This window comes from Singulisphaera rosea, assembly GCF_054877945.1.
The window spans coordinates 713,923-738,735 of record NZ_JBTYIP020000001.1; the positions used below are offsets into that span (position 1 = coordinate 713,923).

Genomic DNA, 24,813 nt, shown 5'->3' on the forward strand with positions numbered 1-24,813 from the left:
CTTGTCCCTCAGGCGTGCGAGGTCGGGACGCAACGGTCGCAATCGCAGGCATCCGAAGGCTCGTCGCTGCCGAAGTAGTCGGCCATATGCCGCCAGCGGCAGGTCCGCAGGTCCGCATAATCGAGCATCCGCTGATGCTTGAGCCGGTCGTTCTCGTCGCGTTCGCGGTAGGCGCGGGCCATGCGTCCGAGGTCGTCGGGAGTGGTCTCACGGTGGAGCAAGGTGAGGCGACCCTTGTCTTCCTTCACGATCCCGCGCCGTTTGAAGAGGTTCAGGATCAGCTTGAGCCGCGTCTTGCCGACCGGCGAGACCGCGGCGAGGTCCGCGAACGTGGCGTCATCTCGCCCGTCGGTGATCCGCAGGAGGGCATGGTGGGCGTTGATCAGATCTTCGCCCGAAGGGTAACGGCCAGCCTGGAAGAACGCGTGGAGCCGCTTGTCGGAAGGGTCGAAGAGGAGCGTACAACGCGCCGGCGATCCATCCCGCCCGGCGCGACCGACTTCCTGGTAGTAGGCCTCGAGGGTGGCGGGGACGTGATGGTGGAACACGAACCGGATGTCGGGCTTGTCGATCCCCATCCCGAACGCGTTGGTCGCGACCATCGCCTTGACTTCGCCCTTCATGAACCGGTCCTGGTTCCGCTCCCGTTCGGAAGGCTTGAGCCGGCCGTGGTACGCGGCCACGTCGAGGCCTTCGGCGGTGAGGAATTCGGTGAGCTCGTTAACCGCCTTGACGGTCGCGGTATAGATCAGGCCGGTCCCCTCCGTGGTGCGGAGCAAGCGGCGGAGTTCCTCCCGTTTCGCATCCTCGCCTTCGGTCGCGAGGACGCCGAGCGAGAGGTTCGAGCGATAGACGCCCGTGTGGAAGACCTCGGCATCGGGGATGCGGAGTTGCCGCCGGATGTCTTCGAGGACCTCGGGCGTAGCGGTGGCCGTGAGGGCGAGCACCGGAGGGTGTCCGAGGGCGTCGATCGCCTCGCCGAGCTGCGCGAACTCGGGGCGGAAGTCGTGGCCCCACTCGCTGACGCAGTGCGCCTCGTCGACGACGAACAGGTCGATGAGGACTCGGCCAAGGATCGCGCGGAACTCGGGATCGGCGAGGCGTTCGGGGGTCGTGTAGACGAACTCCTTGCGGTTGGCCGCGATCGCCTCCAGGGCTTCACGCGCCTCGCGAGGGGTGAGCGTACTGTTGACCGCGACGACGTCGATCCCCTTTCCCGAGAGCGCGGAGGTCTGATCCTTCATGAGGGCGATCAGGGGGCTGACGACGACGGTCGTCCCTTCGAGGGCGAGCGCCGGGAGTTGGAAGCAGAGGCTCTTGCCCGATCCGGTGGGCATCACGACGACGGTATCCTTCCCCTCCATCGCCGCGTGGACCACCTGCTCCTGACCGGGGCGGAATTTCCGGAATCCGAAGTGCTCACGCAATGTCTTCGACAAATGTTCGCGATCGGCTGGCGTGACGGATGCCATCGGCGTTCATTCCCCCCTGGTATTCAGCTTCGCAGACGAGAGGCTCGACGGGGCAACGTCCCGAGGCGGGTCCTCAGGGCTGGTCTCGGCGGCACCTCGCACATGGACAGGTGTGGGCCAGCAAATCGTGAGCCATGAACCTGGATCGATGCACGAGGATCGCCTCCCCCGGGGCGCTACCGAGACCACGCCGGACTCGACGGCTCGTGCGACCGAACGAATTGAGGGAACGCCCTCGAATTCATGACGCCGGATTCTTATATTCGGGGAGGGTCACGCAAACCCGGCCGTCCTCGAGGGGACCAGGTCGGTCGCCTCGCCAGGACGAGGCCGAAGTCATCGAAGCGCCTCGGCGCCTTCACGGTCGCTCCACCACTCGAGAGGTCCTACGAGATGCGCCCAGAACTCGGACGAGCGCTCCTCCTCTTCGTCGCGACGGTCGTCGCGGCGTCCCGTCCCCCCCAGGTGCGGGCCGACGAGCCCCAGGCCCCGAGACGCCCGGCCGACCCCGGCCAGGACCGAGAACGGACATGCTTCCAGACGCACGCTCGTTGGGATCCCAAGCTCCAGATCCGCTCCGACGTGGCGATCTGCTACGGGGTCGACGCGAGCCTCCCCGAGCGGGTCAAGCAGTGGAAAGCCCAAGGGTACATCCCGCACCTGATGACGGGCGTCTCCTGGGGCCAGTATCAGGACTACCTCTACGGCCGCTTCGACGGGATCAACCACGTCGACGAGGCCCAGATGGACCGCTTCGGCAAGGTGATCTCGCACGGCGGGGACGTTTATTACATGTCCCCGGGCGAGAACTACGGGAAGTTCCTCTGCCAAGGGGTCAAGAAGGCGATGGACGCGGGGGTCGAGGCCGTCCACCTCGAAGAGCCCGAGTTCTGGGTCCGAGGCGGCTACGGCGCCGGGTTCCAGCGCGAGTGGAAGGCGTATTATCACGAAGACTGGATCCCGCCCCACACCTCGCCCGACGCCCAGTACCGCGCCTCGCAGCTCAAGTATTACCTCTACCGACGGGCCTTGAAACAGGTCTTCGACTTCGTCAAGGCCGAGAACGCGCGGACGGGCCGCCACGTGAAGTGCTACGTGCCGACACATAGCCTGATCAACTACGCCCACTGGAACATCGTGAGCCCCGAGTCGAGCCTGATCGAAGTCGGCGCCGACGGGTTCATCGCGCAGGTCTGGACCGGGACCGCGAGGACGCCGAACGTCTACCAGGGGACGCGTCGCGAGCGGACCTTCGAGGCCGCCTTCTTTGAATATGGCGCGATGATGAACGTCGTCCAGGCGACGGGCGGGACCGTCTGGTTCCTCAACGACCCGATCGAGGACAACCCCGACCACTCCTGGGAAGACTACCGGACCAACTGGGAGAGCACGTTGACCGCATCGCTGCTCTGGCCGCAGGTCTGGCGGTTCGAGGTCATGCCCTGGCCCGAGAGGATCTTCCGGGGCCGCTACCCGACCGTCGACCGCGCCCATCGCAAGCGAGGCGAACGCGTCGTCCGAGAGCCGATCCCGGCCGCATACGGCACCGAGATGATGACCGTCGTCACGGCCCTCAACGACATGGACCAAAAGGACGTCTCGTGGGACTGCGGCACGCGGGGGATCGGCGTGGTCGTGTCCGACTCGATGATGTTCCAGCGCGGGGAGCCGACCCCCTCGGACCCCGACCTCGGCTCGTTCTACGGCCTGGCGCTCCCCCTGGTCAAGCACGGGATCCCCGCCGAGCCGGTCCAGCTCGAGAACGCGCCAATCCCGGGCGCCTTGACTCCCCAGAAGGTCCTCCTCATGACCTACGAGGGGATGAAGCCGATGTCAGCGAAAGTTCACGAGGCGCTCGCCGAGTGGGTCAAGCAAGGGGGGGCGCTCGTCTTCCTCGGCGACGACGGCGACCCCTACAACGGCGTCCGCGCCTGGTGGAACGACAACGCGACGGCGATGTCGTTCAAGGCCCCCCGCGAGCACCTGTTCGAGCAGTTGGGGCTCGCCAGGGACGAGAAGCCGGGGACCCACAAGATCGGCAAGGGCGTCTTCCTCTACGACGCGACCAGCCCCGCCGCGTTGACCCACCGGACCGACGGCGCCGACTATCTCCGGGGCCTCGCCCGGAAGGCGAGCGAAGCCGTGGGCCTCGAATACAAGGAAACGAGCCACCTGGTCCTCCGCCGAGGCCCCTACGTCGTCGGCGCCGGGCTCGACGAGTCGATCCCCGGGCCCGCCCACGTCCTGCGCGGCCGGTTCCTCGACCTCTTCGACGCCAAGCTGCCGGTGCTCGAGGAAGTCACCCTCGCGCCGGGGAGCCGTCGCCTCCTCATCGACCTCGACAAGGTCAACGCAACGGAACCCGCGGTCCTGGCCTCCGCCTGCAAGACACTCGGAGCCCAGAAAACGCCCGAAGGGGCCTTCCAGTTCCACGCCGAAGGGCCCGCCAACATCGAGGCGGTTATGCGGGTCGCCTTGCCCGAAGCCCCGAAGGAAGTCACCCTCGACGGCCGACCTCTGGCCGCCGACGCCCGAGAGTGGGATGCGAAATCCAGGACCTTGCGCCTTCGCTTCCCCAACGCCCCCGAAGGACATCAGGTGAGCATCCATTGATAATCTGTCCCGAAACCTGCTCTTTCTGAAAAACCGGGTTTCTGACGCCCTCGACAACGACAACCCTCTCGGGACGTCTTCGTGGATTCCCACAGAAACCCGTTTAGCTCATGGAGCGAAATCGGTGCTGAGATCCGTGTAGGGTGGGCACTGCCCACCGGCATTCCGGAAGGCTCGGTGGGCAGTGCCCACCCTACGAAATGCGACGGATCACGACGACATTCCTAACCCTCAAATGGGATCACCGATTTCGCTCCATGTGCCAACCTGTTTTAAGGAAAAAACAGTTCTCGGGAGAGACACCGCGGCACTTGGATAGATTTGCTACTCATCGGAGCAGAGCCTATCCCAACCGGCTGGACTCCGGACGGGTCTCCGATCCCCGCCCGGACGCGGCTGCCCTCGGGTCAGCCCTTGGGCGGGTAGGGGTCATGGCCGAAGCTGTTCCGTTCACGAATCTGCCCATCCTGGCCATGGATGAGCAACTCCGAGTGCTGATTGGTGGCGATCTGTGTCGCCGCGTTTATCGCCTGGGTCTGCGTCGGGTGGACGCTCGTGGCTCGGCTGTTCCCCTCGCCACGGACGGCCCAGCCGCCCTCGTGCGGGACGACGTGTTGGTTCTTGCCCATGTCAGTCCTCCTCGATCGAAAGGTGTTTTGGGGCATCTACCAACGTAGATTTCATGCAAAACCCGCACCATGTCGAGGGATGAGAATAAACCAACACCTTCACTTCATCTGATTTCGCTCTTGACAGGTGCCGAAAATACTATACTTTCGTATATAGACACGGGAAGATAGACGTCGGATCGCGAAGGCGTCTGCGCATTTTCCCGTCCGCCCTAACGGATTCGGGCCTTGGGAAGGGATATGCACTCGCCTCGATGGATCGGGAACGGGTGACATCCTCCCCATCGGAGCTCTCCGGGGAGCCTGGGATGAACCGCTATCAGCTTGCCAAGATCGTGGATTGGGCAGGGACGCTCGACACTCGCAAGCGGATGCAGAAGGTGGCCTATCTGCTCCAGGTGGCCGGCTGTCCCCTGGGTGCCGACTTCAATCTCCACCACTACGGCCCCTATTCGCAGGAGGTCGCCCGGCTCACCGACGCGATGGTCCAGGCCCACATCCTCGACGAACGGGCCGAGTCGAACATGGTCGGGCAGCGGTTCTCCTACTGCTTGAATGAAGTCGCCCGGAAAAACCTGGCCGACTTCGAGGCCACGCCGAGGGGGACCGTCGCAGCGGCGGAGTTGGCACCGCACGAAGACCTGGCCCGTCGACTCTTCCTGGCCGACCTCAAGGACCTCGAGTACGCCTCGACGGCCGTCTTCTTCCGCAAGCAGGGCCACGAGTGGGTTGAGGCCGTCGAGAAGATGTGCCGGTTCAAGGGCCTGACGCCGAGGGGGCGAGTCGTGGAGCGGGCCGACGAACTGGCCCGGCAGATCGCCGGATGAGCGGGGCCGATCATGTCTCTGAAGATCGTCCGTGACCCGCTCTACAACTACATCAGCATCGATCAGAAGAAGGATCGATGGCTGATCGAACTGCTCGACAGTCCCGAGATGCAGCGGCTCCGCCGCATCCACCAACTCGGCGTCAGCTACCTGACGTATCCGGGGGCCGACCACAATCGGCTGGCGCACAGCCTGGGCGTCGCCTACCTGATGCAGCAGGCGCTCGACCACCTTGGCCGCATCTCCGGCGACGACACCGCGACCGGTCATGGGCGTGCCCCCGTGCTGGTGGCCTCACTGATCCACGACGTCGGGCACGGCCCCTTCTCTCACGTCTTCGAGCCGTGCCTCGGGATCGACCACGAGGAGTGGTCCGGGGCGATCGTGCTCTCGGAGGAGACCGAGGTCAACAAGGTCCTCCGACGTCACTTCGACCCGACATTCTCCCGGCAAGTCGCCAACCTGATCGACCCGAACAACCACGACCAGCCCGCCTGGCAGAAGTATCTCCTCTCCAGCCAACTCGACATGGACCGTCTCGACTACCTGCGGCGAGACAGCCTCTTCACCGGCGCCGGCTACGGTCAATTCGACTGGTATCGCCTCCTCAGCACTTTCGAGTTCTACGAGGACGACGACGGCGGCCGTGATATCGTATGGGCGGAGAAGTCCCTGCTGGCCATCGAGGAGTACATCGTCTCCCGCCATCATATGTATCAGAACGTCTACCTCCACAAGACGACACGAGGCTTCGAGGCGATGCTCCACGCGCTGTGGCGTCGGGCGCGATCGTTCTACGACCAGGGCGAGGATGCTGCCCTCGTGCCCGCCATCCGGGAGTTCTGGGACGCCCAGGCCAGTCCAGGCTCAGGGCCGACCGTCCCGCAATTCCTCGCCATCGAAGAGTTCACCGTCCTGATGCAAATCCAGAACTGGATGGCCCACCCCGACAAGGCCCTCAGCGACCTCGCCCGGCGCTTCCTGAACCGCGAACGGTTTGCGATGATCGAGGCCCCCGAGTTCAAGGATCCTCTCGCCCCCGATTGCGACGGGTGGGAGGCCGCCCTGAAGGCGTTGGTGCGTTCGAGGTCGGAATATGACCCCGTCGAGATGTTCTGCCTCCGAGACCGGGTGAAAGCGAAGTATCACCAGCCCTACTTCCCGGAGAAAGAGAGCGACGAGCAGAGCGTCAAGAACGCCATACGAGTGGTCATCCCGGGCGAGTCGAAGCCGGTCGAGGTCTCCAACCTCCGCGATCGACTGACCCCGCTGACCCAGGCGCCGTCGGATCGAGTCCGCTATTACTTGCCCAAAGACCTGCAAGCAGACGCCAAACAGCTCAGGGACGAATGGAAATAAACCCCCGAGACCGAGCCAAATATCAACTAAGTCCAGTTTCATCAACAAATGATTTTTATCATCATCCACTCCATATTAGAACGTCCGATCGTTGCTTGATTTGTGGGAGGCACCTTGGCGAACGTGGCGTTGCGGGGGGTCTCGAAGGCGTACTCGGGCGGGATCCGAGCGGTCTCGGAGCTTGAGCTCGAGGTCGGCGACGGCGAGTTATTCGTGGTCGTCGGGCCGTCGGGCTCGGGGAAGAGCACGCTCTTGCGGCTGATCGCCGGGCTGGAGTCTCCGGGGGAGGGGACGGTCTGGATCGGCGACCGACGGGTCGACCCGCTCCCTCCCGCGGATCGGGACGTGGCGATGGTCTTCCAGAACCCGGCCCTGTATCCCCACCTGACCGTCTTTGACAACCTGGCGTTCGGGCTCCGCGCCCGGCGCTGGCCGAAGGCCTCGATCCAGGCTGAGGTCGCCTCGGTTGCCGGTCGCCTGGGACTCGACGACTTGCTGGGACGCCGACCCAGGACCCTCTCGGGCGGGCAGCGTCAGAGAGTGGCGCTCGGGCGAGCGATCGTCCGCCGGCCTTCGGTCTTCCTGCTCGACGAGCCGTTCTCGAGCCTGGACGCGCCGCTCCGGGCCTCGATGCGCGCCGACCTCGTCGAACTCCATCGGACGTCTCCGACCACGACCATACTCGTCACCCACGACCAGGCCGAGGCACTGGCCATCGGCGACCGGATCGCGGTGATGGATCGCGGGCGGATCGTCCAGGTCGGCTCTCCCGCGGACGTCTATCAACGCCCCGCGACGCGCTTCGTCGCCGAATTCATGGGCCAGCCGCCGATGAATATTCTCCGATGTGCAATCGAGACATCGAACGACGAGACAATGATGCGATTGATTGGAGTCGACGAGGGTCCGGTCTGGAACGTCTCGAAGTCCTCGAAGCCCCTCACGGGTAGACACGCCGGCGCCATCGATATCGGGATTCGACCCGAGGCGATCACTCTCGTTGGGGAGGGCCTTGAAGACGCGGCCGACTCCACCTGCCGTCGGGCGATGACTCGGGTAAAACGACTCGAGCGCCTCGGCCACGAAACCATCGTGACCGTGGCGCTCGGGGCTTATCTGTTGAATCTTCGCCGCCCCCCCTCGGCCTCACCGGCCGTGGGAGATCAGCTATCGATCGGCCTCGACCTGGCGCACGCCTCCTGGTTCGACGTGGAGTCGGGTAAGGCGTGCCCCTTGATCGAGCTCGTCGCTACTTGACGACCGGCGCGGCGAGGGTCGCGTCGACCTTGACCCCTTCGACGAGGTTCTCGGTCGGGTTGAGGACGAGCCGTTCGGACCCTTGCAGGCCCTGGATGACCTCGACCTCTTTGCCGTAGTCACGGCCCAGCTGGACGACCTGGTAGTGCAAGGTCTTGTCCGGGCCGACGGAGGCAACGCGGATCCCCTGGGTGTTGATCACCAGGGTGTTCGCCGGAACCAGGAGGGGACGTCCGCCCGCCTCGGCGAATCGCACTTTGACATACATGCCGGCGTACAGGTCGCCATCGAGGTTCGGCAGGAGGACCTGGGTGAGGAGCGTGCGCGTCGCCGTATCGATCGCCCCGGCCGTGCGTTCGACCCGGCCGATGAACGCCCGGCCGGGGTACTCGCGGACGAGGACCTCGACGGCCTGCTTGGGCGTGATGGCCGTGACATTCGCCTGGGGCACGCTCACGAAGACGCGGAGTTGGTCGGTCTGCGAGAGCCGAAACAACGGCTTGGCCATCCCCGCGCTGACGAGGTCGCCGTTGTCGATGTTGCGTGCGGTGATGACACCTCGATACGGGGCCACGATATTCTGGAACTTCTGGAGCTCGGCCAGCCTCCGGGCGCTGGCGTCCTTCGCCGCGATATCGGCCTCGGCGGTCGAGAGCGTGGCCTGGGCAACCTTGTACCCGGCGCTATTCTCGTCGAGGAGCTGTTGGGTCTCCGCCCCTCGGGCGAGGAGCATCTGCGACCGCTTGAGGTTGAGCCGGGCGAGGTCGAGCCGGGAGGCGACCAGGTCGCGATAGGCTTTCGATTGCTCCAGGGTCGCCTGGGCCTGCTTCAACTCCTGGTCGAGCTCCGGCGTGTCGATCTCGGCGAGCACGGCGCCGGGCTCGACGGTATCACCGATGTCGACGAGGTAGCGACGGAGGTAACCGTCGGTCCGGGCGTAGATGTCGGTATCCTGGAACGGCCGGATCTCGGCCGGCAGGGTCAGGTCGGCCGGCTTGTCGCGGTGGTAGGGAACGGCCACGTTGACTCGGGGAGCACTCGCGATCGCCTCCGCGGTCTCCGCCAGCAAGGCGGTGCGGTGCTCGACGCGGGGGAGCTTCCCGGCGTAGTACAGCCCGCCCAGGACCGCCCCGACGACGAGGAAGAGCCCGATGAACGGCAGGATGCGAAACGAGCGGCGGGCGGGGGGCCGAGGACGTTCGATGACCTCCCGGGCTCCGACGTGTTCGCGATCCGAGACGAGATTCGCCGTGGACACGGGATTAATCCTCCTCCGTCTGGAGTGTCGGCGCCTGGCGCCGGAGTAGGCTGTAGACGACCGGGACAAAGAACAAGGTGGCGAAGGTGGCGACCGTCAGGCCGCCGATCACGGCTCGGCCGAGCGGTGCGTTCTGCTCGCCCCCTTCGCCGGCGCCGAGGGACATGGGCAGCATGCCGATGATCATGGCGAGGGCGGTCATCATGACGGGCCGGAGTCGGGTCCGGCCGGCGGCGAGGGCCGCGGTGCGGGCGTCGTCACCCATGAGGCGACGGCTGTTCGCGAACGTAACCATCAAGATGCTGTTCGCGGTCGCCACGCCGATGCACATGATCGCCCCCATCAGCGAGGGGACGTTGACCGTCGTCTGGGAGACGTAAAGCATCCAGATGATCCCGGCGATCGCGCCGGGCAGGGCCCAGAGGATGATGAACGGGTCGAGCCACGACTGGAAATTCACCACCATCAGCAGGTAGACGAGCATGACGGCGAAGACCAGCCCGAAGGCCAGGCCCTTGAACGACGACCGCATGCTCTCGACCTGACCGCGGACGACCAGGTTCGAACCCTTGGGAAGCTTCGTCCGCAGGTTGGTGACGGGGTCGACGGGCCCGGCGATCTTCTCGACGATCTTGTCGAGCTCGGCCGCGACCCCGCCGAGGTCGCGGCCCTGGACGCTCGCGTAGACGTCGAACACCGGCTGGACGTTGTAATGGCTCACGACCGCGGGCCCCTGGCCCCGCTCGACGTCGGCCACGTTGATCAGGAGTTGGGCCGAGTTCGCCGGCGCGTTCGGGGCGATGATCGGCGTGTTGTTGAGCGCCTCGATCGAGTCGAGGAGGTGCTGCGGCGTCTGCACGGCCACCGGGTAGTTCACGCCGTTCTTGGGGTCGATCCAGTAGTTCGGGGCCGCCTGGCCGCTCGAGCTGAGCGAGACGAGGAGACTGCTCGCCACGTCGCGCTGGGTCATCCCGACCTGGTCGGCCCGGACCCGGTCCACGTTCACAAGGAGCTTGGGCGAGTCGACGATCTGGTGGAGGTGGACGTCCACCGCGCCCGGGACCTTGGCGAGTTCCTTCTCGATCTTGCGGGCGATGACATAGTTCTCATCCCGGCGGTTGCCGCTGATCTGGATGTCGATCGGGGCGGCCAGCCCGAAGTTGAGGATCTGGCCCACAATGTCGGCCGGCTGGAAGAAGAACGAGGCGTCGGGGAAGTCGTGCGTCAGGGTTTTGCGGAGCTTGGCGATGTACTCGGCCGTCGGCCCGTGCTCCTCCTTCATCGCGATCAGCATCTCGCCGTCGCCCGAGCCGACGGTCGACGAGTCGCCGTAGGCGAGGTTGATGCCGTTGGAAGGGAGCCCGATGTTGCTCAGGATCGTCTCCAGCTCATGTTTCGGAATGATCTTCCGGACGACCTTGTCGACCTCGAGGAAGAGCTTCTCGGTCTCCTCGAGCCGGGTCCCGGACGGTGCCCGAACGTGGAGGCGGATCTGGCCGGCGTCGACCGTGGGGAAGAAGTCCTGCCCGAGCTCGCTGAAGAGGAGCGACGTCCCCCCGACGAACGCCATGAAGGCCACGCAGACGAAAGCCCGGTGGTCGAGGGCCCAGGCGAGCATCCGCGTATACACGTTCCGGAATTTCTCGAACACATGATTAAAAGCCCGGTGGATCCGCCAGAAGATATCCCCTTTCATCGGGGGCTTCGGGTTGCCGAACTCGTCGAGCTCGGGGGTATGCTCGACGTGGATCCCTTCCTCCTCGAGCTCGTGCGCGTTCTGGCGGTAGAGCTCGACCTCCTTGCCGAGCAGGTAGTTGATCATCGTCGGCACGAGCGTCCTGGAGAGGAAGTAGGACGCCATCATCGCGAAGACGACCGCCATCCCCAGCGGAGTAAACAGCGACTGGGCCGCACCGGACAGGAACGAGACGGGGATGAAGACGATGCAGATCGCCAACGTCGAGACGAACGCGGGGACGGCGATCTGCTCGGCACCGTCGAGGATCGCCCGTTTGAGCGGCTTGCCCATCGCGAGGTTGCGGTGGATGTTCTCGATCTCGACCGTCGCGTCGTCCACGAGGATCCCGACCGCGAGGGCGAGGCCGCCCAGGGTCATCGTATTGATCGTGTGCCCGAGCGCCGCGAGGATCAGGATTGAGATCAGGATCGACAGCGGGATCGAGATCGTGACGATCAAGGTGCTCCGCCAGCTCCCCAGGAAGAGGAGGATCATCAGCCCGGTGAGCACGGCGGCGATCACCGCCTCGTGGAGCACCCCCTCGATCGAGGCCCGGACGAACACGGATTGGTCGAAGAGAAAATCGGTCCGGAGCGCGTCGGGGAGGCTCCCCTTGATCAGGGGCATCGCCGCCTTGACCCGCGCGACGATGTCGAGCGTCGACGCCCCGCCCGACTTGAGGATCGTGAGCAGGCTCCCCCGCTCGCCGTCCTTGTTGACGATGTTGGTCTGCACCGCACCGCCGTCCCGGACGTTAGCCACGTCGCGAATATGGATCGTGGTCGCCCCGACGTGCTTGATCGGCAGGTCGTTGAGCGCATCGAGGACTTCGGGGCTGCTATTGACCTGGACCTGATAATCGCGCCCCCCGATCTTCGCCGTCCCCCCCGGGAGGATCAGGTTCTGGGCGTTGATCGCGTCGGAGATGTCCGCCGGCGAGAGGTTGTTGGCGTAGAGCGCCTGCGGGTCGAGGTCGATCATGACCTGTCTCGGCTTGCCACCCAAGGGGAGTGGGACCTGGGCCCCTTGGACGGTCGCCAGCCGGGTGCGGATGAAGTTCTGGCCGAGGTCGTAGAGTTGCTGCTCCGAGAGCCCCTCGCCGCTGATCCCCATCTGGAGGATCGGGACGTTCGAGGCGCTGAAGCGGACGATGAAGGGGGGGGTGATCCCCGGCGGCAGCACGCGGAGCACCGCGTTGCTGATCGCGTTCACCTGGGCCACCGCCGCCTCGATCTTCGCGCCCGGCTGGAAGAAGACCTTGATGACGCTCACGCCGATCAAGGACTGCGACTCGATGTGCTCGATGTCGTTGACCGTCGTCGTCATCCCGCGCTCATGGACCGTGACGATCCGCTTCTCCATCTCCTCGGGCGACATCCCGGGATAGGTCCAGACGACCGCGACGACCGGGATGTTGATCTCCGGAAAGATGTCGATCGGCATGCGCAGGAGCGTCACGCCGCTCAGGAGGACGATCAAGAGCGACATGACCACGAACGTGTAAGGCCGGCGCAAGGCGAGGCGTACGATCCACATGGCGACGGCAGACCTTCCTGGGCGCGGAGGCCCCGCCGCGGAGAGGGTGCGGGGGCACACCGCTTACGTTAAGAGTTGTCGATACGATTCGATTTCGGTCTCGATCTCGGCTCAGGCTGGCGATCGACTCTGCGAGGCGGGCATCGCGACTGAACGCAAATGTCAAGATTTCAGGACAGTTTCAAACATAAAAAACAAGAAATCTTCCAGAGGTTCGTAACTTTTCGCGACCTTCATCCGCAGGAGCGCCCCCTCCCAGCTATTCAGGCAGAAGCCGGCGAGGCGGTCGACGTCGAGGTCGGCACGCAACTCGCCGGCCGATTGGGCTTCTCGGAAGCAGCGGGCGAACTTCAAACGATACTGGCTCAGGACCTCTTCGAGTCGTTCTCGGAAGGCCTCGCTCTGGTCGGCGAGCTCCTGGCCGAGGTTGCCGAAGAGGCACCCCTTGCGATAACCGAGGTCCTGGTGCCTCCGGCACGCCCCCTCGAAGAATCGTCGCAGACGGACCAAAGGCTGGTACTCGAGGTCATCCAGGTGCCGGTCGAGGTTTTGCAGCCTCGCCTCGGCATGGTGGTCGATCATCTGAAGCCCGAAGTCTTCCTTGCTCTTGAAGAAGTGGTAGAAGGAACCCTTCTGGGCCCCGACCGCCTTGAGGATCTCGTCGATCCCGCAGTGGTTGTACCCCTTCTCCAAGATCAGGTTGATCCCGGCCTCCAGGAGGTCCGTCCGGGTCGTCACGGCCTGTCGGCTCGCCTTCGTGGCATTCATGCGAGAATACTAGACCGCTTGGTCAACTGGTCAAGTGGCGTACACACAACAACGGACAATCGCCGACGTATTTACGTCGCCAAATGAGGGGGATTGCCTACCTATAAATCGCCCCGGAGCCGTTCTCGAAAGCTCCTGGTGCAGCGTCCACGCGACAAGCTTGGGTCGTCCGTGCAGATACCTTCGCGCGAGGAGGATCCCCCGGTGAGTGGGGCACTCTTGCCCCGCGGCTTTCGCGATCACCGTGGGCGGTGCACTCTTGCCCCGCGACTTTTGCCTACCATCCCCCCGGTAGACGGGTCACCCTTGCCCCGCGGGTTTTGACTCGGCTCCCGCAGCAAGAGCGGGGCAAGGGTGCCCAGCCTACCGGGGGGATGCTACTTGCCGTGTCGTCGATGGGACTCGGCCGCTTCGGGAGCGTCGCCTCGGGTGGGCCATCGACGATCGACAGGGTTTCCCCGTGGCGTCGAGGCCACCGATCGGGGATGATGAATTTCGAGTGAACGCCGTTCCGGGAGGCCCCACCGTTGAATCTGACCACGACCGTGCGACACCAGCGCTTCAGCTTCGCCGACCTCCGCGAACTCTTCGCCAAGGCGAACGAGGAGAAGTCCGGCGACCGGCTCGCCGAGGTCGCCGCCGGGTCGGAGAGCGAACGGGTCGCGGCCAAGCGGGTCCTCGCCGACGTCAACCTTGCCGAGATCGTGGCCAATCCGCTGATCGACCCCGACGAAGATGACGTCAGCCGCCTGATCCTCGACGGCCAGGACCGGGAGGCGTTCGCCCCGATCGCCGGGCTGACGGTCGGCGAGTTCCGCGAATACCTGCTCGACGACAGCGTCGAGCAGGATTTCTCGAAGCTCCACCGGGCGGTCACCCCCGAGATCGCGGCGGCCGTCGCCAAGTTAATGAGCAATAAGGACTTGATCCTGGCGGCGAGCAAGCCTCGGATCGTCACCCGGTGCCGGAACACGATGGGCGAGCGCGGGGTGCTCGGGGTGAGGGTCCAGCCGAACCACCCGAGGGATGACCTCGGCGGGATCCTCCTGGCGGCCCTCGACGGGCTGCTGCTCGGTTGCGGCGACGCGATGATTGGCGTGAACCCCGTCTCCGAGTCCGTGGAGATGACCGCGGCCATCCTCCGTGCGGTCGATCGCTTGATCGAGGCGTACGACATCCCGACGCAGGCCTGCTGCCTGGCCCACATCAGCACCCAGCTCGCGGCGATGGACCGCGGGGCCCCGGTCGACTTGCTGTTCCAGTCGGTCGCGGGGACCCAGGCGGCCAACGCCAGCTTCGGCGTGAGCCTGGCGATGCTCCGCGAGGGGCACGAGCGGGTCCGTGAGCACCACCGCGAACGCGACGTCGCCTGGGCCGGCGACCACGCCATGTACTTCGAAACCGGGCAGGGGAGCGCCCTCTCCGCAGGAGCTCATCACGGGGTCGACCAGCTTACGCTCGAGGCCCGGGCCTACGGCGTCGCCCGCGAGTTCGACCCGTTCCTCATCAACAGCGTGGTCGGTTTCATCGGCCCCGAGTACCTCGCCGACGAGCGGCAGATCACCCGGGCGGGCCTCGAAGATCACTTCATGGGCAAGCTCCTCGGCCTGCCGATGGGCTGCGACGTCTGCTACACGAACCACGCGGACGCCGACCAGAACTCGGCGGATAACCTCCTGGTGCTGCTCGCCGCCGCCGGGTGCAACTACGTGATCGGGATCACGTGCGCGGGGGACGTGATGCTGAACCATCAGTCGGTCAGTTATCACGACATCGCGGGGGTGCGGAAGCTGCTGGGAATGAAGCCCGCCCCCGAGTTCGTCGAGTGGCTCGAGACGCGTGGGATCTTCCGCGACCGAACCCTCCGCCCCTCCGAAGGCCCCGACCATCGCCGGATGCTGCAGGGACTCCGACCCATCCTCGAGGCCGTCGGATGAGTCGGGAATCCAGGGAGCTCGACCCCACGCCCGAAGACCTCGCCGCCCTGATCGACGCGGTGCGGTCCCTGACCCCCGCGCGAGTCCTGGCCGGGAGAATCGGGACGTCGTATCGGACCGAGACCCAGCTCGCACTCCGCGAGGACCACGCCGCGGCCGTCGACGCCGTCCACGCCGAGATCGACCTGGTTCGCGACCTCGGCGCCGAGTTCGTCGACCGCTGGACGCTCGCCGAGGTCCGCACCCGGGCCCGTACCAAGGCCGAATACCTCCTCCGCCCCGACCTTGGCCGTTCGCTCGACGACCAGGCCGCCGAGGTGCTCGCGGAGTTCCCTCGCCAGGCCGACATCCAGATCGCGATCGGCGACGGGCTCTCGGCGACGGCGGTCGCCGCCCAGGTCCCGGCGCTCCTGCCTTTGCTCGTGGCAGGCGTCGATCGTCTCGGCCTCCGATGCGGCCGGCCATTCTTCATCCGCAACTGCCGCGTCGGCGTCCTCAACGACATCGGCCGGCTCCTCGCCCCGACCGTCGCCATCCTCCTCATCGGCGAACGCCCCGGGCTCGCCACCGCCGAGAGCCTCTCGGCTTACCTCGCCTACCGCCCCAAACCCGGACAAACCGACGCCCACCGAAACCTGATCTCGAACATCCACACACGGGGCACCTCTCCCCGCGATGCCACGGACCGCATCCTCCGGCTGGCGAACCAAATGATCCGCCTGGGGGTGGGCGGGGTCGAGATCAAGGAGCAATTGCCGGAAGAGCATTTGGCCACGGATGAAACACGGATTGAACACGGATGATTCAAGATCGAATTCAAAACTTTTAAGTGTTTAAATTTAACCTTCCTGTTTTTCTTATTCGTGTTCAATCCGTGACTAAATAATCCCCCTCCCCAACGCATCAGACGAGTTCCCCCCGATGAGTGAGTCCGGCGAGAGAGAATCGACCGAAGAATTGATCACGGAGGATGCCCGGCTCTTGCGAGGGCTTGGCTACAAGCAGGAGCTCGACCGACAGCTCGGGGGGTTTTCGAACTTCGCGTTGTCGTTCTCGATCATCTGCATCCTCGCCGGGGGGGTGACGTCGTTCCACCTCGGGATCAGTGGCGTCGGCGGGGCATCCATCGGGCTGGGGTGGCCGCTGGTCTCGGTGTTCGCCCTGGCGGTCGCGGCAACCATGGCGCAGGTGGCGTCGGCGTTTCCGACGGCGGGCGGGCTTTATCACTGGGCGTCGCTGCTGGGCGGGCGCGGCTGGGGATGGGCGACGGCCTGGTTGAACCTCGCCGGGCTGATCACGGTGATTGCGGCGGTGAACGTCGGGACGTGGACGTTCGTCGTCGGCTCGATCGGCCCGCTCGCAGGGCTGGAGGATACCTCCATCGTCGCCCGGATGGCCCGGACTCCGCTAGCCCAGGCGATTGCGGTGGCTCTGATCACCGGGTCTCAGGCGATGCTGAACCATCGCGGGATCCGCCTGACGACCCGACTGACCGACCTGAGCGGGTACCTGATCCTCGGCGTCACGTTCGTCCTGACGGCGGCAATGCTCGGGTTCGCCCCGAGTCTGGAGCCGGGACGGCTCGTCTCCTTCGCGAATTTCAGCGGAGTGGCCGGGGGCAACGTCTGGCCCGAGACCGGCCAACTCGTGCGATTGTTCGCCCTGGGGTTGCTGCTGCCGGCGTATACCCTGACCGGCTTCGACGCCTCGGCGCACGCCGCGGAGGAGACGGTGGGGGCCGCGAGGGTCGTGCCGCTCGGGATCATCCGCTCGGTCGCGGTGGCGGGGCTGGCCGGTTGGATCCTACTCGCGGCGGTGGTGATGGCAGTGCCCGACCTCGGCGAGCTGGCCTCGAAGGGGGACCGGGCCTTCCCCTGGGCTTTGCAAGCGGTGCTCCCTCGCGGGCTCGACGCCGGCATCGGGATCGGGATCGCGCTCTCGATGTATGGTTGCGGCCTCGGCGCGGTGACCTCGGCGTCGCGGATGGTCTTCGCCTTCGCCAGGGACGGGGGGCTGCCGTACTCGAAGGCGCTCCGCCGCGTCAGCGCGAGCTCGCAGGCGCCGGCGGTCGCGATCTGGACCGTCACGGCCTCGGCCTGGGTCTTCACCTTGTGGACCCCGTTCTACTCGACGATCACGGCGGTCTGCACGATCTTCCTCTACATCTCGTACGTCCTCCCCACCGCGCTCGGGGCCTGGGCATTCGGCAGGACCTGGACGAGGATGGGCCCGTGGGACCTCGGGCGTTGGTATCGGCTGCTCGCGGTCGTGAGCGTCTTGGGGTGCCTGGCCCTCATCGTCATCGGGATGCAGCCGCCAAACGAACGGTCAGCCTGGGTCGTCGGAGGGACGCTGGCCGCGATGGCCGTGGTCTGGCTCGGGGGCGAGCGTTTACGGTTCGCCGGCCCTCCCACGTCCTCGTGGTCGATCGGATCGGATTCGGCCGCGACCGGGCCTTCGGCTCCGTCGGACGAAGGCCCGGAGTTGACGCCAATCGAGGCCTGACCCTGCCCGTTCCCGAAACGTGGCGGCCATTCCGCGTTGCCGAAAGGCTCGAACCAGTCTCGGATTGCCGAAGCTGGAGGGACGGGATAGCCTGGTTGTGGCCCGATCGAGGTTTCGATCCGGCCGGGGTCGCCCCGGGGACGTTGGTGCGATGCGCGATTTGCTAAGACGGTTGACCGACGCCCTCGAACAGGGTCGGGAACAGGTGATCTGCCAGGTGGTCGAGACCCGAGGGTCGACGCCTCAGAAGGCGGGTGCGCTGATGGTCGTCGACCCTGACGGCGGCCAACTCGGGACGCTCGGCGGCGGTTGCGTCGAGGCCGAGGTCAAGCAGAAGGCGATTCGACGCATCGGCCAGGACGGGACCGACGTCCACTCCTTCCTCCTCGACCACGACTACGCCTGGGCCGACGGCCTGATCTGCGGCGGTCGGATGGTGATCGCCGTCGAGGCGGTCCGAGGACCGGAGCCACTCGCCTATTACCGGGCCTACCAACGCCTCCTCGACAAAGGGGACGGGTTCACCGAGGCCGTCGCCATCGAGCCCGACCACTCCCGCATCGAGGTTGGATCTCGAGTCCTCTTCGATCACGAGGGGCAGGTCGTAACCGCTCGGGTCGCGGACCCGGGACTGGCCGTCCATTTCGGTTCGGTGTCGCCGCTTCCGGACCGTCCCAGGCCAAGCGTCCGGGAAGGCGTCGCCTTGCTGCCGACGCTCCCTCGCGTCCGGCTCGTCATCGTCGGAGCCGGGCACGTGGGGCAGGGGGTCGCCCACCTCGCAGCCCAGGCCGACTTCGAGGTCTGGGTCGTCGACGATCGCCATCAGTACGCCAACGCCGAGCGGTTCCCGACCGCCCACCGGATCGTCGTCGGCCCGATCGACGACGTCCTGCCGAAGCTCGAGATCACGCCCCAGACCTACGCCCTCATCGTCACCCGCGGCCACGGCCATGATGAAGAGGCGCTCTACCACCTGGCCCCGACTCGGGCCCCCTACGTCGGCCTGATCGGCAGCCGTCGCAAGATTCGGTTGATCTTCGAGAGCCTCCGCCAGGCCGGGCTGCCCGACTCGGTGCTCGATCGGGTCGCGGCGCCCGTGGGGGTCGACATCGGCTCGCAAAGCGTCCCCGAGATCTCCATCAGCATCGTGGCCGAACTGATCGCGAGGCGGAATCTGGGGCCCAAAGGCATGGCGCCCCGTGTGAATCTCGTGCCTGAACGATCGACCACGCCCTCGCCGGACCCGACTCCCGCATGATTGCCGCCATCGTCCCCGCGGCCGGCCGAAGCGAGCGGATGGGCCGCCCGAAGCTCATCCTCCCCATCGGCGACCTGACCCTCATCGAACGCGTCGTCGGGGCACTGAAGGACGGAGGAGTGCGACGCGTTGTCGTCGTCACGCCCCCCGCCGATGCTCCCGGCGCGGCCCTCTTGACCGAACGCGCCGAGGCCTCGGGGGCCGAGACCGTCGTCCCGGCCGAACGGCCCATCGACATGCGTGCCTCGTTCGAGCTCGGGCTCAAGCGGCTCCAGGCCGAGGCCTCTGACCCATCGTGGATCCTCCTCGTCCCAGCGGACAGCCCCGGGATCACCTCGGGGGTCGTGGCCCGACTTCTGGACGCCGCGGAGACCGCGCCGGAGTCGATCCTGGTCCCGACCTATCAAGGCCGACGCGGCCATCCCATCGTCCTGCCTTGGCCGATCGCTCGCGAGGTCGAAGAGTTACCGCTCGGCGCCGGGATCAATGCGCTCGTGGCACTGCACGTCGCCGATGTCGTGGAAATCGACGTCGACGAGCCCGGCGTGGTTGACGACCTGGACACCCCCGAGGACTATCGACGTTGGGCCTCGGAGGCCGAAGCCTGAGCGATTGATCGGGCTCTCAACCGAGGGGCGTCCACGGGATCGGGGATTCCCCGTTTCTCAGTCATACCGACCTTCGGCGTCGAGGAGGATAGGGATGCGGGTGTCCGTCAAACTCTTCGCGATGGCCAAGCAACGGGCCGGCCAGGGCGACGTCACGGTCGACGTGCTCGAGCCGGCCACGGTCGCCGACGTTCGAAGGGCGCTGGCGACGGCCTTTCCCGAGCTCGCACCCTTTGTCCCCAACTTGATGATTGCCGTGGACGCGGAATACGCGGGAGACCAGGTCCCGGTTACCGAAGCGTCCGAGGTCGCCGCGATCCCTCCCGTCAGCGGCGGCCAATCGCGGCAATGATTCTTCACATGAGATCCTGACGATGATCGAGATCACCGAAGGCCCGATCGATCACGCGGCCTTGACCGAGAGCGTGCGGTCGAACCTCGCCGGGGCCGTCTGCTCGTTCCTGGGGACCGTCCGCGAGATGACCGGCGACCGCCGCACCGCCTCGCTCGAGTACGAGGCCTACCCCGAGATGGCCCTCAAGAAGATGGCCGAGCTCGAAGACGAGGCCCGCAAGCGCTGGCCGATCCTCGAGCTCGCGCTGGTACACCGCGTCGGCTCGCTCGACCTGGGCGAGGTGAGCGTCGTCGTCGTCGTCAGTTGCCCGCATCGGAACCAGGCGTTCGAAGCCTGCCGATGGCTGATCGACACCTTGAAAGAGGTCGTCCCGATCTGGAAGAAGGAACGCTGGGCCGACGGGACCGCGGAGTGGATCCATCCCGGTCTCGACCCGAAAGTCTGATCGATCGAGTCGAGTTCGTTCCGAAGAAGTGATCAGCCGAAGTGAGGAGCGGAGGGGGGCCGACTGAGGTTTCGGAGGGATGGACGCGGCGAGCCGTTCACGGACTCGCCGAAGACTCGGCCCTTCCAAAGTTCGGGTTCAGTAGACGGGGCAAAGCGAGCGAGGAGCACAGCATCCCGCGAGGAACCTCTTCACGTTGAGAGTCGGGACCGCGAAATGAGGCGCCGGTACGGCGACGCGCTCCCGGACACACTCCTGCCGATTCGTCTCCAGCAGCTCGAAGAGGTGACCACGGAGCGACTTCGCCTCTCCCAAGGTCAGGTCGGGGTTGCAGAGGTTTTCCATGAGCCGCTCCAGTGCCTCGACGCGGGGGGCGTGCTCCTTTTGGTTTTGCATCACTTCACCTTTCTCAATCGCTCAACGGACAGGTCGCTGACTTCCAGCCGGTTCACCGCGGAAGTCGCACCCCCCAGACGCAAATCCGAGACCGGAGGTTCGCGAGGTTCATCCAACTGGCGTCCGCTTGTGCACGACTCATGATTGAGTCAGGGGTTGTGTCAATGAGCGGGCCAACCCTACACCGGATCCGGCCGGATGCCCCGAGGGGTCCTTCCTACAAGACATCGCCGCTTCTTGTAGGAATCGCCCCCGAGGGTCGTCGGCAGGGTTGCCGGGATCCTTTGCGAACATTATGCGGGCCCGGCAAGGGCCAACGCGACGAATGCCACGAACGCCAAGCCCTTGGTTGGGGCCGCCTCGGGTCCAAACCCGTTTCAAACGAAAGGTTTAGAGGATGGCGTGGAGCACGGTCCCGCGGCTGATGGGATGAGGCCGGCCCAGTCGATCCTGGATCTCGGATTGCGGTTCGTGGCCGAGGCAATGGAAGAGGGTCGCGGAGAGATCCTCGGGCCGGACCATACCGTCCTGAGGGAAAGCCCCGATCCGGTCCGACGCGCCGAAGGCCTGGCCACCGACCACACCGCCCCCGGCCAGGGCGACCGAGAAGACCGAGCCCCAATGGCCTCGCCCGCCGTTGACGTCGAGCCGGGGACTTCGCCCGAACTCGGCCATGCAAACGACCAGGGTCTCCTCGAGCAGCCCCCTCGACTCCAGGTCTTCGAGGAGCGCGGAGTAGGCCCGGTCCATCGGTGGCATCAGGACGCCCTTGAGCCGCTCCGACTCGCGGGAATGGCTGTCCCAGCAGGGGTTGGTCGGCGGCTCGTCGGGACCTCGGTACCAGTTGACCTGCACGAGTCGGACGCCCGACTCCACCAGGCGACGCGCGAGCAAGACCCCCTGGCCGAAAGGACTCGGCCCGTATCGCTCGCGGACGGACTCGGACTCGAGGTCGAGGCGGAAGGCGCGTCGGGTATCCGGGGACTGGAGGAGCTCGAACGCCCGGCGCGTGTGACCGTCGAAGACTCCGGCCGCCGGGAATCGCCCAGCATCATCGAGCCCTCGACCGAGTTGGTCGAGCAGGCCGCGACGGCTCGCCATCCGGGTCGGGTCGAGGTCGGCGGGGAGGTCGATCTCCTGGATCCGATACCCCTGGGATGTGGGTCGAGCATTCAGCAACCAGGGATCCATGACTTTGCCGAGGAATCCGGCGTCCTGCCCAGGCCAGGTGGTCCCCCCCGTATTCATGATCTTCTGCGGCAAAGTCGCGCTCGGCGGGAGCGCGGATCGGCCCGAGGAGAGGGCCCCGACCACGGCCCCCAGGCTCGGAGAGTCGTTCGGCGCACCGGGGTTCACGTCCTCGACGTTCGTCGGCTGATGGGGCCGACCGGTGAGCATGTAATAGCCGCTGGACGAATGGGCGTGGTCGCCCGTCGACATCGCGCGGAGGACGCAGACCTTGTCGGCGACGCGGGCGGTCGCGGGCATCAACTCGCTGAACGACAGGCCCGGGACCCGCGTCACGATCGGGCGGAAATCCCCACGGACCTCCGACGGAGCGTCCGGCTTCGGGTCCCAGGTCGAATGCTGGGGCGGGCCCCCCATCAGGAATAGGAGAATGCACGACTTCGCCCGACCGAACGAAGAATCCCCGGCGTTCGACGACGGCCCCCCGCCAAGCGACCCAGCCAACGCAGGCAGGCTCAAGCCGGAACCGACAAGGCCGAGACTTCCGATCCGGAGCACTTCGCGACGGTTCAGGCCGTCACAGAGGCGGGAGCCGGGTCCGAGGAACCGGATCATCGTCTCCTCCTCACACCAAGACATCAGACCCCAAAACCCCTTGCGAGACTGCGGATCTTAGCACCAATAGGTCACCTCGACAACCTTCGCCTCTCGGTCTCAAACTCGTAACCTGGACGCCTTCGATCGCCTCCCGAGTAAGATGACCAGTCTTCCCCGGCTCCTTTAAGAGTTGGCTGGCAAGGAGGGCGATCACGGTGTGTCCTCCCCCAGCGCGTGCACGCACAATCTCCGACAACGCCGGGCGGCGTCTCGCAGAGATTCTCTGGGCTATGCAATCGTCGCGACGATGCCGGGGAGACTCACTCCCCCTCAAGGCCGTTCGCAAGATCACGGAGTCGATGGATCGCAAGCGTCACATCATCGGGCGCTCGTCAATCTTGGCGTACCCATGCTTCGGAGACGCGGATCATTCCTTCCTGAGCGAGCACACAATCTTCAGGCGGGTCAAAGGTTAAGGGTGATAGGACTCGTGAGATTCCGGGCTCGACTTCAAGCGACCGACTTCCTTGGGTCGTGTCGTGGTCGTCAATGATCAGGGGTCGCGGGTAGTTCCGGGATAGCCGAGATGGTCGGTATGACCGGGATCTCGAGGTCGCTCAAGGTTGCGGGTTCACCGTTCGGCTTGCCTGCGGAGTCTCGGATTAGGCCAGTCCAACGGCAGGCCGAGCACTTGTAGCGGCGGCACGCGATGACATGACTGACGATTCGGTCAACGGACCCGCGAGGGATGCGTCGGGGCGTGTTCGCATTCCCACAGCGAGGGCAACGGCGCTCGCGAAGACGGAGAGAACGGAGGGAGATTGCCAAGTAACAGAAGGCGACGGCCATGCAGAGAGCTGCGGTCGTAGTGAGCACGGATAGTGGCATGACGAGCACTCACGGCAATGAGATCGAGGACGATTCGGAAGGGGGAGAGGCGGTTAGTCAGACAAGTCCGTCAGGTTATCCAGGGGAGGGGCCGGTGACTTTCGGGAGAGGTGGACTCCACCGCCCTCGCAAACCATACTGAGGTCTGGCCACAAACCAAAGAGAAAAATAGCAACATCGTCGAATTTATCTCTACCAGACTTTTGATCTCAAGTGGGTAAACAAAGGTTGGTTCTGGAGTTACTGCTCCGAGCAAGGCCCGTACGGTGCCGAACTTTTCCCGGAATTCTAGACTCGGCCGCGGCCGCTGGGCCATTCTTCAATCCACCACATAGCGGCCCGGCCGGCTTAATTCGGGCCGATGGCAGGGCCCGTCGAAGCCACTCAGATATCGGACTGATGTCATAACCAATGTCCTGGACAACAACATCATCCCGCAGGTGATCGCACGAGGTCCATTGACCCCCATTTGCCAACCGACCCGAGGGAAGCGAGAATCCTCGGGTGGGCCGGCGATCGGCCTCGCTGAAGCGATCGATTGGAGAACGGTGAAATGATCCGTCCCACGACCCCCGAGGACACTCCGGCCCTTGTCGAGCTCGCGCAGAAGACAGGCGTCTTCAAATCGCTAGAGATCGTTGCCCTTCGGGAAGTGCTTGACGACTACCACGAAACCGAGCAGCAGAACGGCCATCGGTCGATCACCGAGGATTGCGGGGGAAAACCGATTGGCTTCGCCTACTACGCGCCGGCGTCCATGACCGACCGCGGGTGGTACCTCTACTGGATCGCCATCGACAAGCCCCTCCAGGGCCAGGGAACCGGTTCTCGGCTCCTGGATTCCGTCGAAGCGGAGGTCCGGAATCAGGGCGGCCGCATGCTTTTGATCGAGACATCCTCAACGCCTCACTACGAGCCGACGCGGCGGTTTTACGTCAAGCATGGGTATGTGGAAGTTTCTCGCCTCGACGACTTCTACGCCGATGGCGACGCCCTCGTCGTGTTTGGGAAGCGATTTCTCCCCAAAGCCGACTGACCCCGGTCCTCTCCGCATGGACCATCCGCACGCGCGAAGTCATCCCGATCGCGGAGCACGCCATCGATGGAGCATGGGGGGGATCACGCAACCAACCAGCGGAAGGTATCAGAGGCGAGATCCTCGCGCAGGTCATCTTGAGG

At 65.4% G+C, this 24,813-nt stretch carries 19 protein-coding genes; 12 read left to right on the plus strand and 7 right to left on the minus strand.

All coding sequences use genetic code 11. The features are described from left to right. Positions 1-8 precede the first annotated feature (8 nt). Complete coding sequence (locus tag ACYOEI_RS02745) at positions 9-1,472, minus strand: RecQ family ATP-dependent DNA helicase (protein WP_462847741.1); 1,464 nt, start codon at positions 1,470-1,472, stop codon at positions 9-11. Between the two features lie 393 nt (positions 1,473-1,865). On the opposite strand from ACYOEI_RS02745, the gene ACYOEI_RS02750 reads away from it, so the two are divergent. Further along, positions 1,866-4,085 carry a hypothetical protein gene (locus ACYOEI_RS02750; protein WP_462847743.1) on the plus strand — a complete coding sequence of 740 codons (2,220 nt, stop codon included), beginning with the start codon at positions 1,866-1,868 and terminating at the stop codon, positions 4,083-4,085. A gap of 407 nt (positions 4,086-4,492) precedes the next feature. Here ACYOEI_RS02750 and ACYOEI_RS02755 read toward each other — a convergent pair whose 3' ends face one another. Then, complete coding sequence (locus ACYOEI_RS02755; RefSeq protein WP_462847744.1) at positions 4,493-4,714, minus strand: DUF2188 domain-containing protein; 222 nt, start codon at positions 4,712-4,714, stop codon at positions 4,493-4,495. 308 nt (positions 4,715-5,022) lie between these two features. Between ACYOEI_RS02755 and ACYOEI_RS02760 the strand changes: the two genes are divergently transcribed. The 3 genes from ACYOEI_RS02760 to ACYOEI_RS02770 all read left to right on the plus strand — a co-directional run bounded on the left by ACYOEI_RS02760 (position 5,023) and on the right by ACYOEI_RS02770 (position 8,157). Next, positions 5,023-5,541 (plus strand): hypothetical protein, encoded by a 519-nt coding sequence (locus ACYOEI_RS02760; RefSeq protein ID WP_462847745.1) that lies wholly within the window; start codon positions 5,023-5,025, stop codon positions 5,539-5,541. Between the two features lie 12 nt (positions 5,542-5,553). Next, on the plus strand, positions 5,554-6,900 hold the full coding sequence (locus ACYOEI_RS02765) for an HD domain-containing protein (protein WP_462847746.1): 1,347 nt from the start codon (positions 5,554-5,556) through the stop codon (positions 6,898-6,900). A gap of 123 nt (positions 6,901-7,023) precedes the next feature. Further along, positions 7,024-8,157, plus strand: a complete 1,134-nt coding sequence (locus ACYOEI_RS02770; RefSeq protein WP_462847867.1) for an ABC transporter ATP-binding protein — start codon at positions 7,024-7,026, stop codon at positions 8,155-8,157. Here ACYOEI_RS02770 and ACYOEI_RS02775 read toward each other — a convergent pair. From ACYOEI_RS02775 to ACYOEI_RS02785, 3 genes are all read right to left on the minus strand, one after another. Beyond that, positions 8,150-9,415, minus strand: a complete 1,266-nt coding sequence (locus ACYOEI_RS02775; RefSeq protein ID WP_462847747.1) for an efflux RND transporter periplasmic adaptor subunit — start codon at positions 9,413-9,415, stop codon at positions 8,150-8,152. The two genes, ACYOEI_RS02770 and ACYOEI_RS02775, sit on opposite strands and share 8 nt — an antisense overlap. Before the next feature lie 4 nt (positions 9,416-9,419). Then, complete coding sequence (locus tag ACYOEI_RS02780) at positions 9,420-12,689, minus strand: efflux RND transporter permease subunit (protein ID WP_462847748.1); 3,270 nt, start codon at positions 12,687-12,689, stop codon at positions 9,420-9,422. 162 nt (positions 12,690-12,851) lie between these two features. After that, positions 12,852-13,457, minus strand: a complete 606-nt coding sequence (locus ACYOEI_RS02785; RefSeq protein WP_462847749.1) for a TetR/AcrR family transcriptional regulator — start codon at positions 13,455-13,457, stop codon at positions 12,852-12,854. A 527-nt stretch (positions 13,458-13,984) separates the two neighbouring features. On the opposite strand from ACYOEI_RS02785, the gene eutB reads away from it, so the two are divergent. The 7 genes from eutB to ACYOEI_RS02820 all read left to right on the plus strand — a co-directional run bounded on the left by eutB (position 13,985) and on the right by ACYOEI_RS02820 (position 20,565). Further along, positions 13,985-15,394, plus strand: a complete 1,410-nt coding sequence (gene eutB / locus ACYOEI_RS02790; RefSeq protein ID WP_462847750.1) for an ethanolamine ammonia-lyase subunit EutB — start codon at positions 13,985-13,987, stop codon at positions 15,392-15,394. Beyond that, positions 15,391-16,197 (plus strand): ethanolamine ammonia-lyase subunit EutC, encoded by an 807-nt coding sequence (gene eutC / locus ACYOEI_RS02795; protein ID WP_462847751.1) that lies wholly within the window; start codon positions 15,391-15,393, stop codon positions 16,195-16,197. The genes eutB and eutC overlap by 4 nt, the downstream gene beginning before the upstream one ends. Positions 16,198-16,315: 118 nt before the next feature. Beyond that, positions 16,316-17,899: an amino acid permease gene (locus ACYOEI_RS02800; RefSeq protein WP_462847752.1), complete on the plus strand. Its 1,584-nt coding sequence runs from the start codon at positions 16,316-16,318 to the stop codon at positions 17,897-17,899. Positions 17,900-18,050: 151 nt separating this feature from the next. Further along, positions 18,051-19,157, plus strand: a complete 1,107-nt coding sequence (locus tag ACYOEI_RS02805; protein WP_462847753.1) for an XdhC family protein — start codon at positions 18,051-18,053, stop codon at positions 19,155-19,157. After that, positions 19,154-19,765, plus strand: coding sequence for a nucleotidyltransferase family protein (locus ACYOEI_RS02810; RefSeq protein ID WP_462847754.1), 612 nt, complete (start codon positions 19,154-19,156; stop codon positions 19,763-19,765). Before ACYOEI_RS02805 ends, ACYOEI_RS02810 begins: the two co-directional genes overlap by 4 nt. A 94-nt stretch (positions 19,766-19,859) precedes the next feature. Beyond that, entirely contained in the window at positions 19,860-20,117 is a 258-nt protein-coding gene (locus ACYOEI_RS02815) for a MoaD/ThiS family protein (RefSeq protein ID WP_462847755.1), read from the plus strand. Positions 20,118-20,139: 22 nt separating this feature from the next. After that, positions 20,140-20,565, plus strand: coding sequence for a molybdenum cofactor biosynthesis protein MoaE (locus ACYOEI_RS02820; protein ID WP_462847756.1), 426 nt, complete (start codon positions 20,140-20,142; stop codon positions 20,563-20,565). Between the two features lie 138 nt (positions 20,566-20,703). Here ACYOEI_RS02820 and ACYOEI_RS02825 read toward each other — a convergent pair whose 3' ends face one another. Together ACYOEI_RS02825 and ACYOEI_RS02830 are read right to left on the minus strand one after the other, a co-directional pair. After that, on the minus strand, positions 20,704-20,961 hold the full coding sequence (locus tag ACYOEI_RS02825; protein ID WP_462847758.1) for a hypothetical protein: 258 nt from the start codon (positions 20,959-20,961) through the stop codon (positions 20,704-20,706). Between the two features lie 390 nt (positions 20,962-21,351). Then, the gene (locus ACYOEI_RS02830; protein ID WP_462847759.1) at positions 21,352-22,764 is read right to left on the minus strand and encodes a DUF1501 domain-containing protein; all 1,413 of its coding nucleotides are present in this window, start codon (positions 22,762-22,764) and stop codon (positions 21,352-21,354) included. Positions 22,765-24,187: 1,423 nt separating this feature from the next. Here ACYOEI_RS02830 and ACYOEI_RS02835 point away from each other — a divergent pair. Then, on the plus strand, positions 24,188-24,670 hold the full coding sequence (locus ACYOEI_RS02835; RefSeq protein ID WP_462847760.1) for a GNAT family N-acetyltransferase: 483 nt from the start codon (positions 24,188-24,190) through the stop codon (positions 24,668-24,670). Positions 24,671-24,813: the final 143 nt, after the last annotated feature.

Excerpts from the sequence above, each read along its gene's own strand:
- ACYOEI_RS02745 (WP_462847741.1), bottom strand. The coding sequence starts at position 1,472 with ATGGCATCCGTCACGCCAGCCGATCGCGAACATTTGTCGAAGACATTG.
- ACYOEI_RS02750 (WP_462847743.1), top strand. The coding sequence starts at position 1,866 with ATGCGCCCAGAACTCGGACGAGCGCTCCTCCTCTTCGTCGCGACGGTC.
- ACYOEI_RS02755 (WP_462847744.1), bottom strand. The coding sequence starts at position 4,714 with ATGGGCAAGAACCAACACGTCGTCCCGCACGAGGGCGGCTGGGCCGTC.
- ACYOEI_RS02760 (WP_462847745.1), top strand. The coding sequence starts at position 5,023 with ATGAACCGCTATCAGCTTGCCAAGATCGTGGATTGGGCAGGGACGCTC.
- ACYOEI_RS02765 (WP_462847746.1), top strand. The coding sequence starts at position 5,554 with ATGTCTCTGAAGATCGTCCGTGACCCGCTCTACAACTACATCAGCATC.
- ACYOEI_RS02780 (WP_462847748.1), bottom strand. The coding sequence starts at position 12,689 with ATGTGGATCGTACGCCTCGCCTTGCGCCGGCCTTACACGTTCGTGGTC.
- ACYOEI_RS02785 (WP_462847749.1), bottom strand. The coding sequence starts at position 13,457 with ATGAATGCCACGAAGGCGAGCCGACAGGCCGTGACGACCCGGACGGAC.
- eutC (WP_462847751.1), top strand. The coding sequence starts at position 15,391 with ATGAGTCGGGAATCCAGGGAGCTCGACCCCACGCCCGAAGACCTCGCC.
- ACYOEI_RS02800 (WP_462847752.1), top strand. The coding sequence starts at position 16,316 with ATGAGTGAGTCCGGCGAGAGAGAATCGACCGAAGAATTGATCACGGAG.
- ACYOEI_RS02805 (WP_462847753.1), top strand. The coding sequence starts at position 18,051 with ATGCGCGATTTGCTAAGACGGTTGACCGACGCCCTCGAACAGGGTCGG.
- ACYOEI_RS02810 (WP_462847754.1), top strand. The coding sequence starts at position 19,154 with ATGATTGCCGCCATCGTCCCCGCGGCCGGCCGAAGCGAGCGGATGGGC.
- ACYOEI_RS02815 (WP_462847755.1), top strand. The coding sequence starts at position 19,860 with ATGCGGGTGTCCGTCAAACTCTTCGCGATGGCCAAGCAACGGGCCGGC.
- ACYOEI_RS02820 (WP_462847756.1), top strand. The coding sequence starts at position 20,140 with ATGATCGAGATCACCGAAGGCCCGATCGATCACGCGGCCTTGACCGAG.
- ACYOEI_RS02825 (WP_462847758.1), bottom strand. The coding sequence starts at position 20,961 with ATGCAAAACCAAAAGGAGCACGCCCCCCGCGTCGAGGCACTGGAGCGG.
- ACYOEI_RS02830 (WP_462847759.1), bottom strand. The coding sequence starts at position 22,764 with ATGATCCGGTTCCTCGGACCCGGCTCCCGCCTCTGTGACGGCCTGAAC.
- ACYOEI_RS02835 (WP_462847760.1), top strand. The coding sequence starts at position 24,188 with ATGATCCGTCCCACGACCCCCGAGGACACTCCGGCCCTTGTCGAGCTC.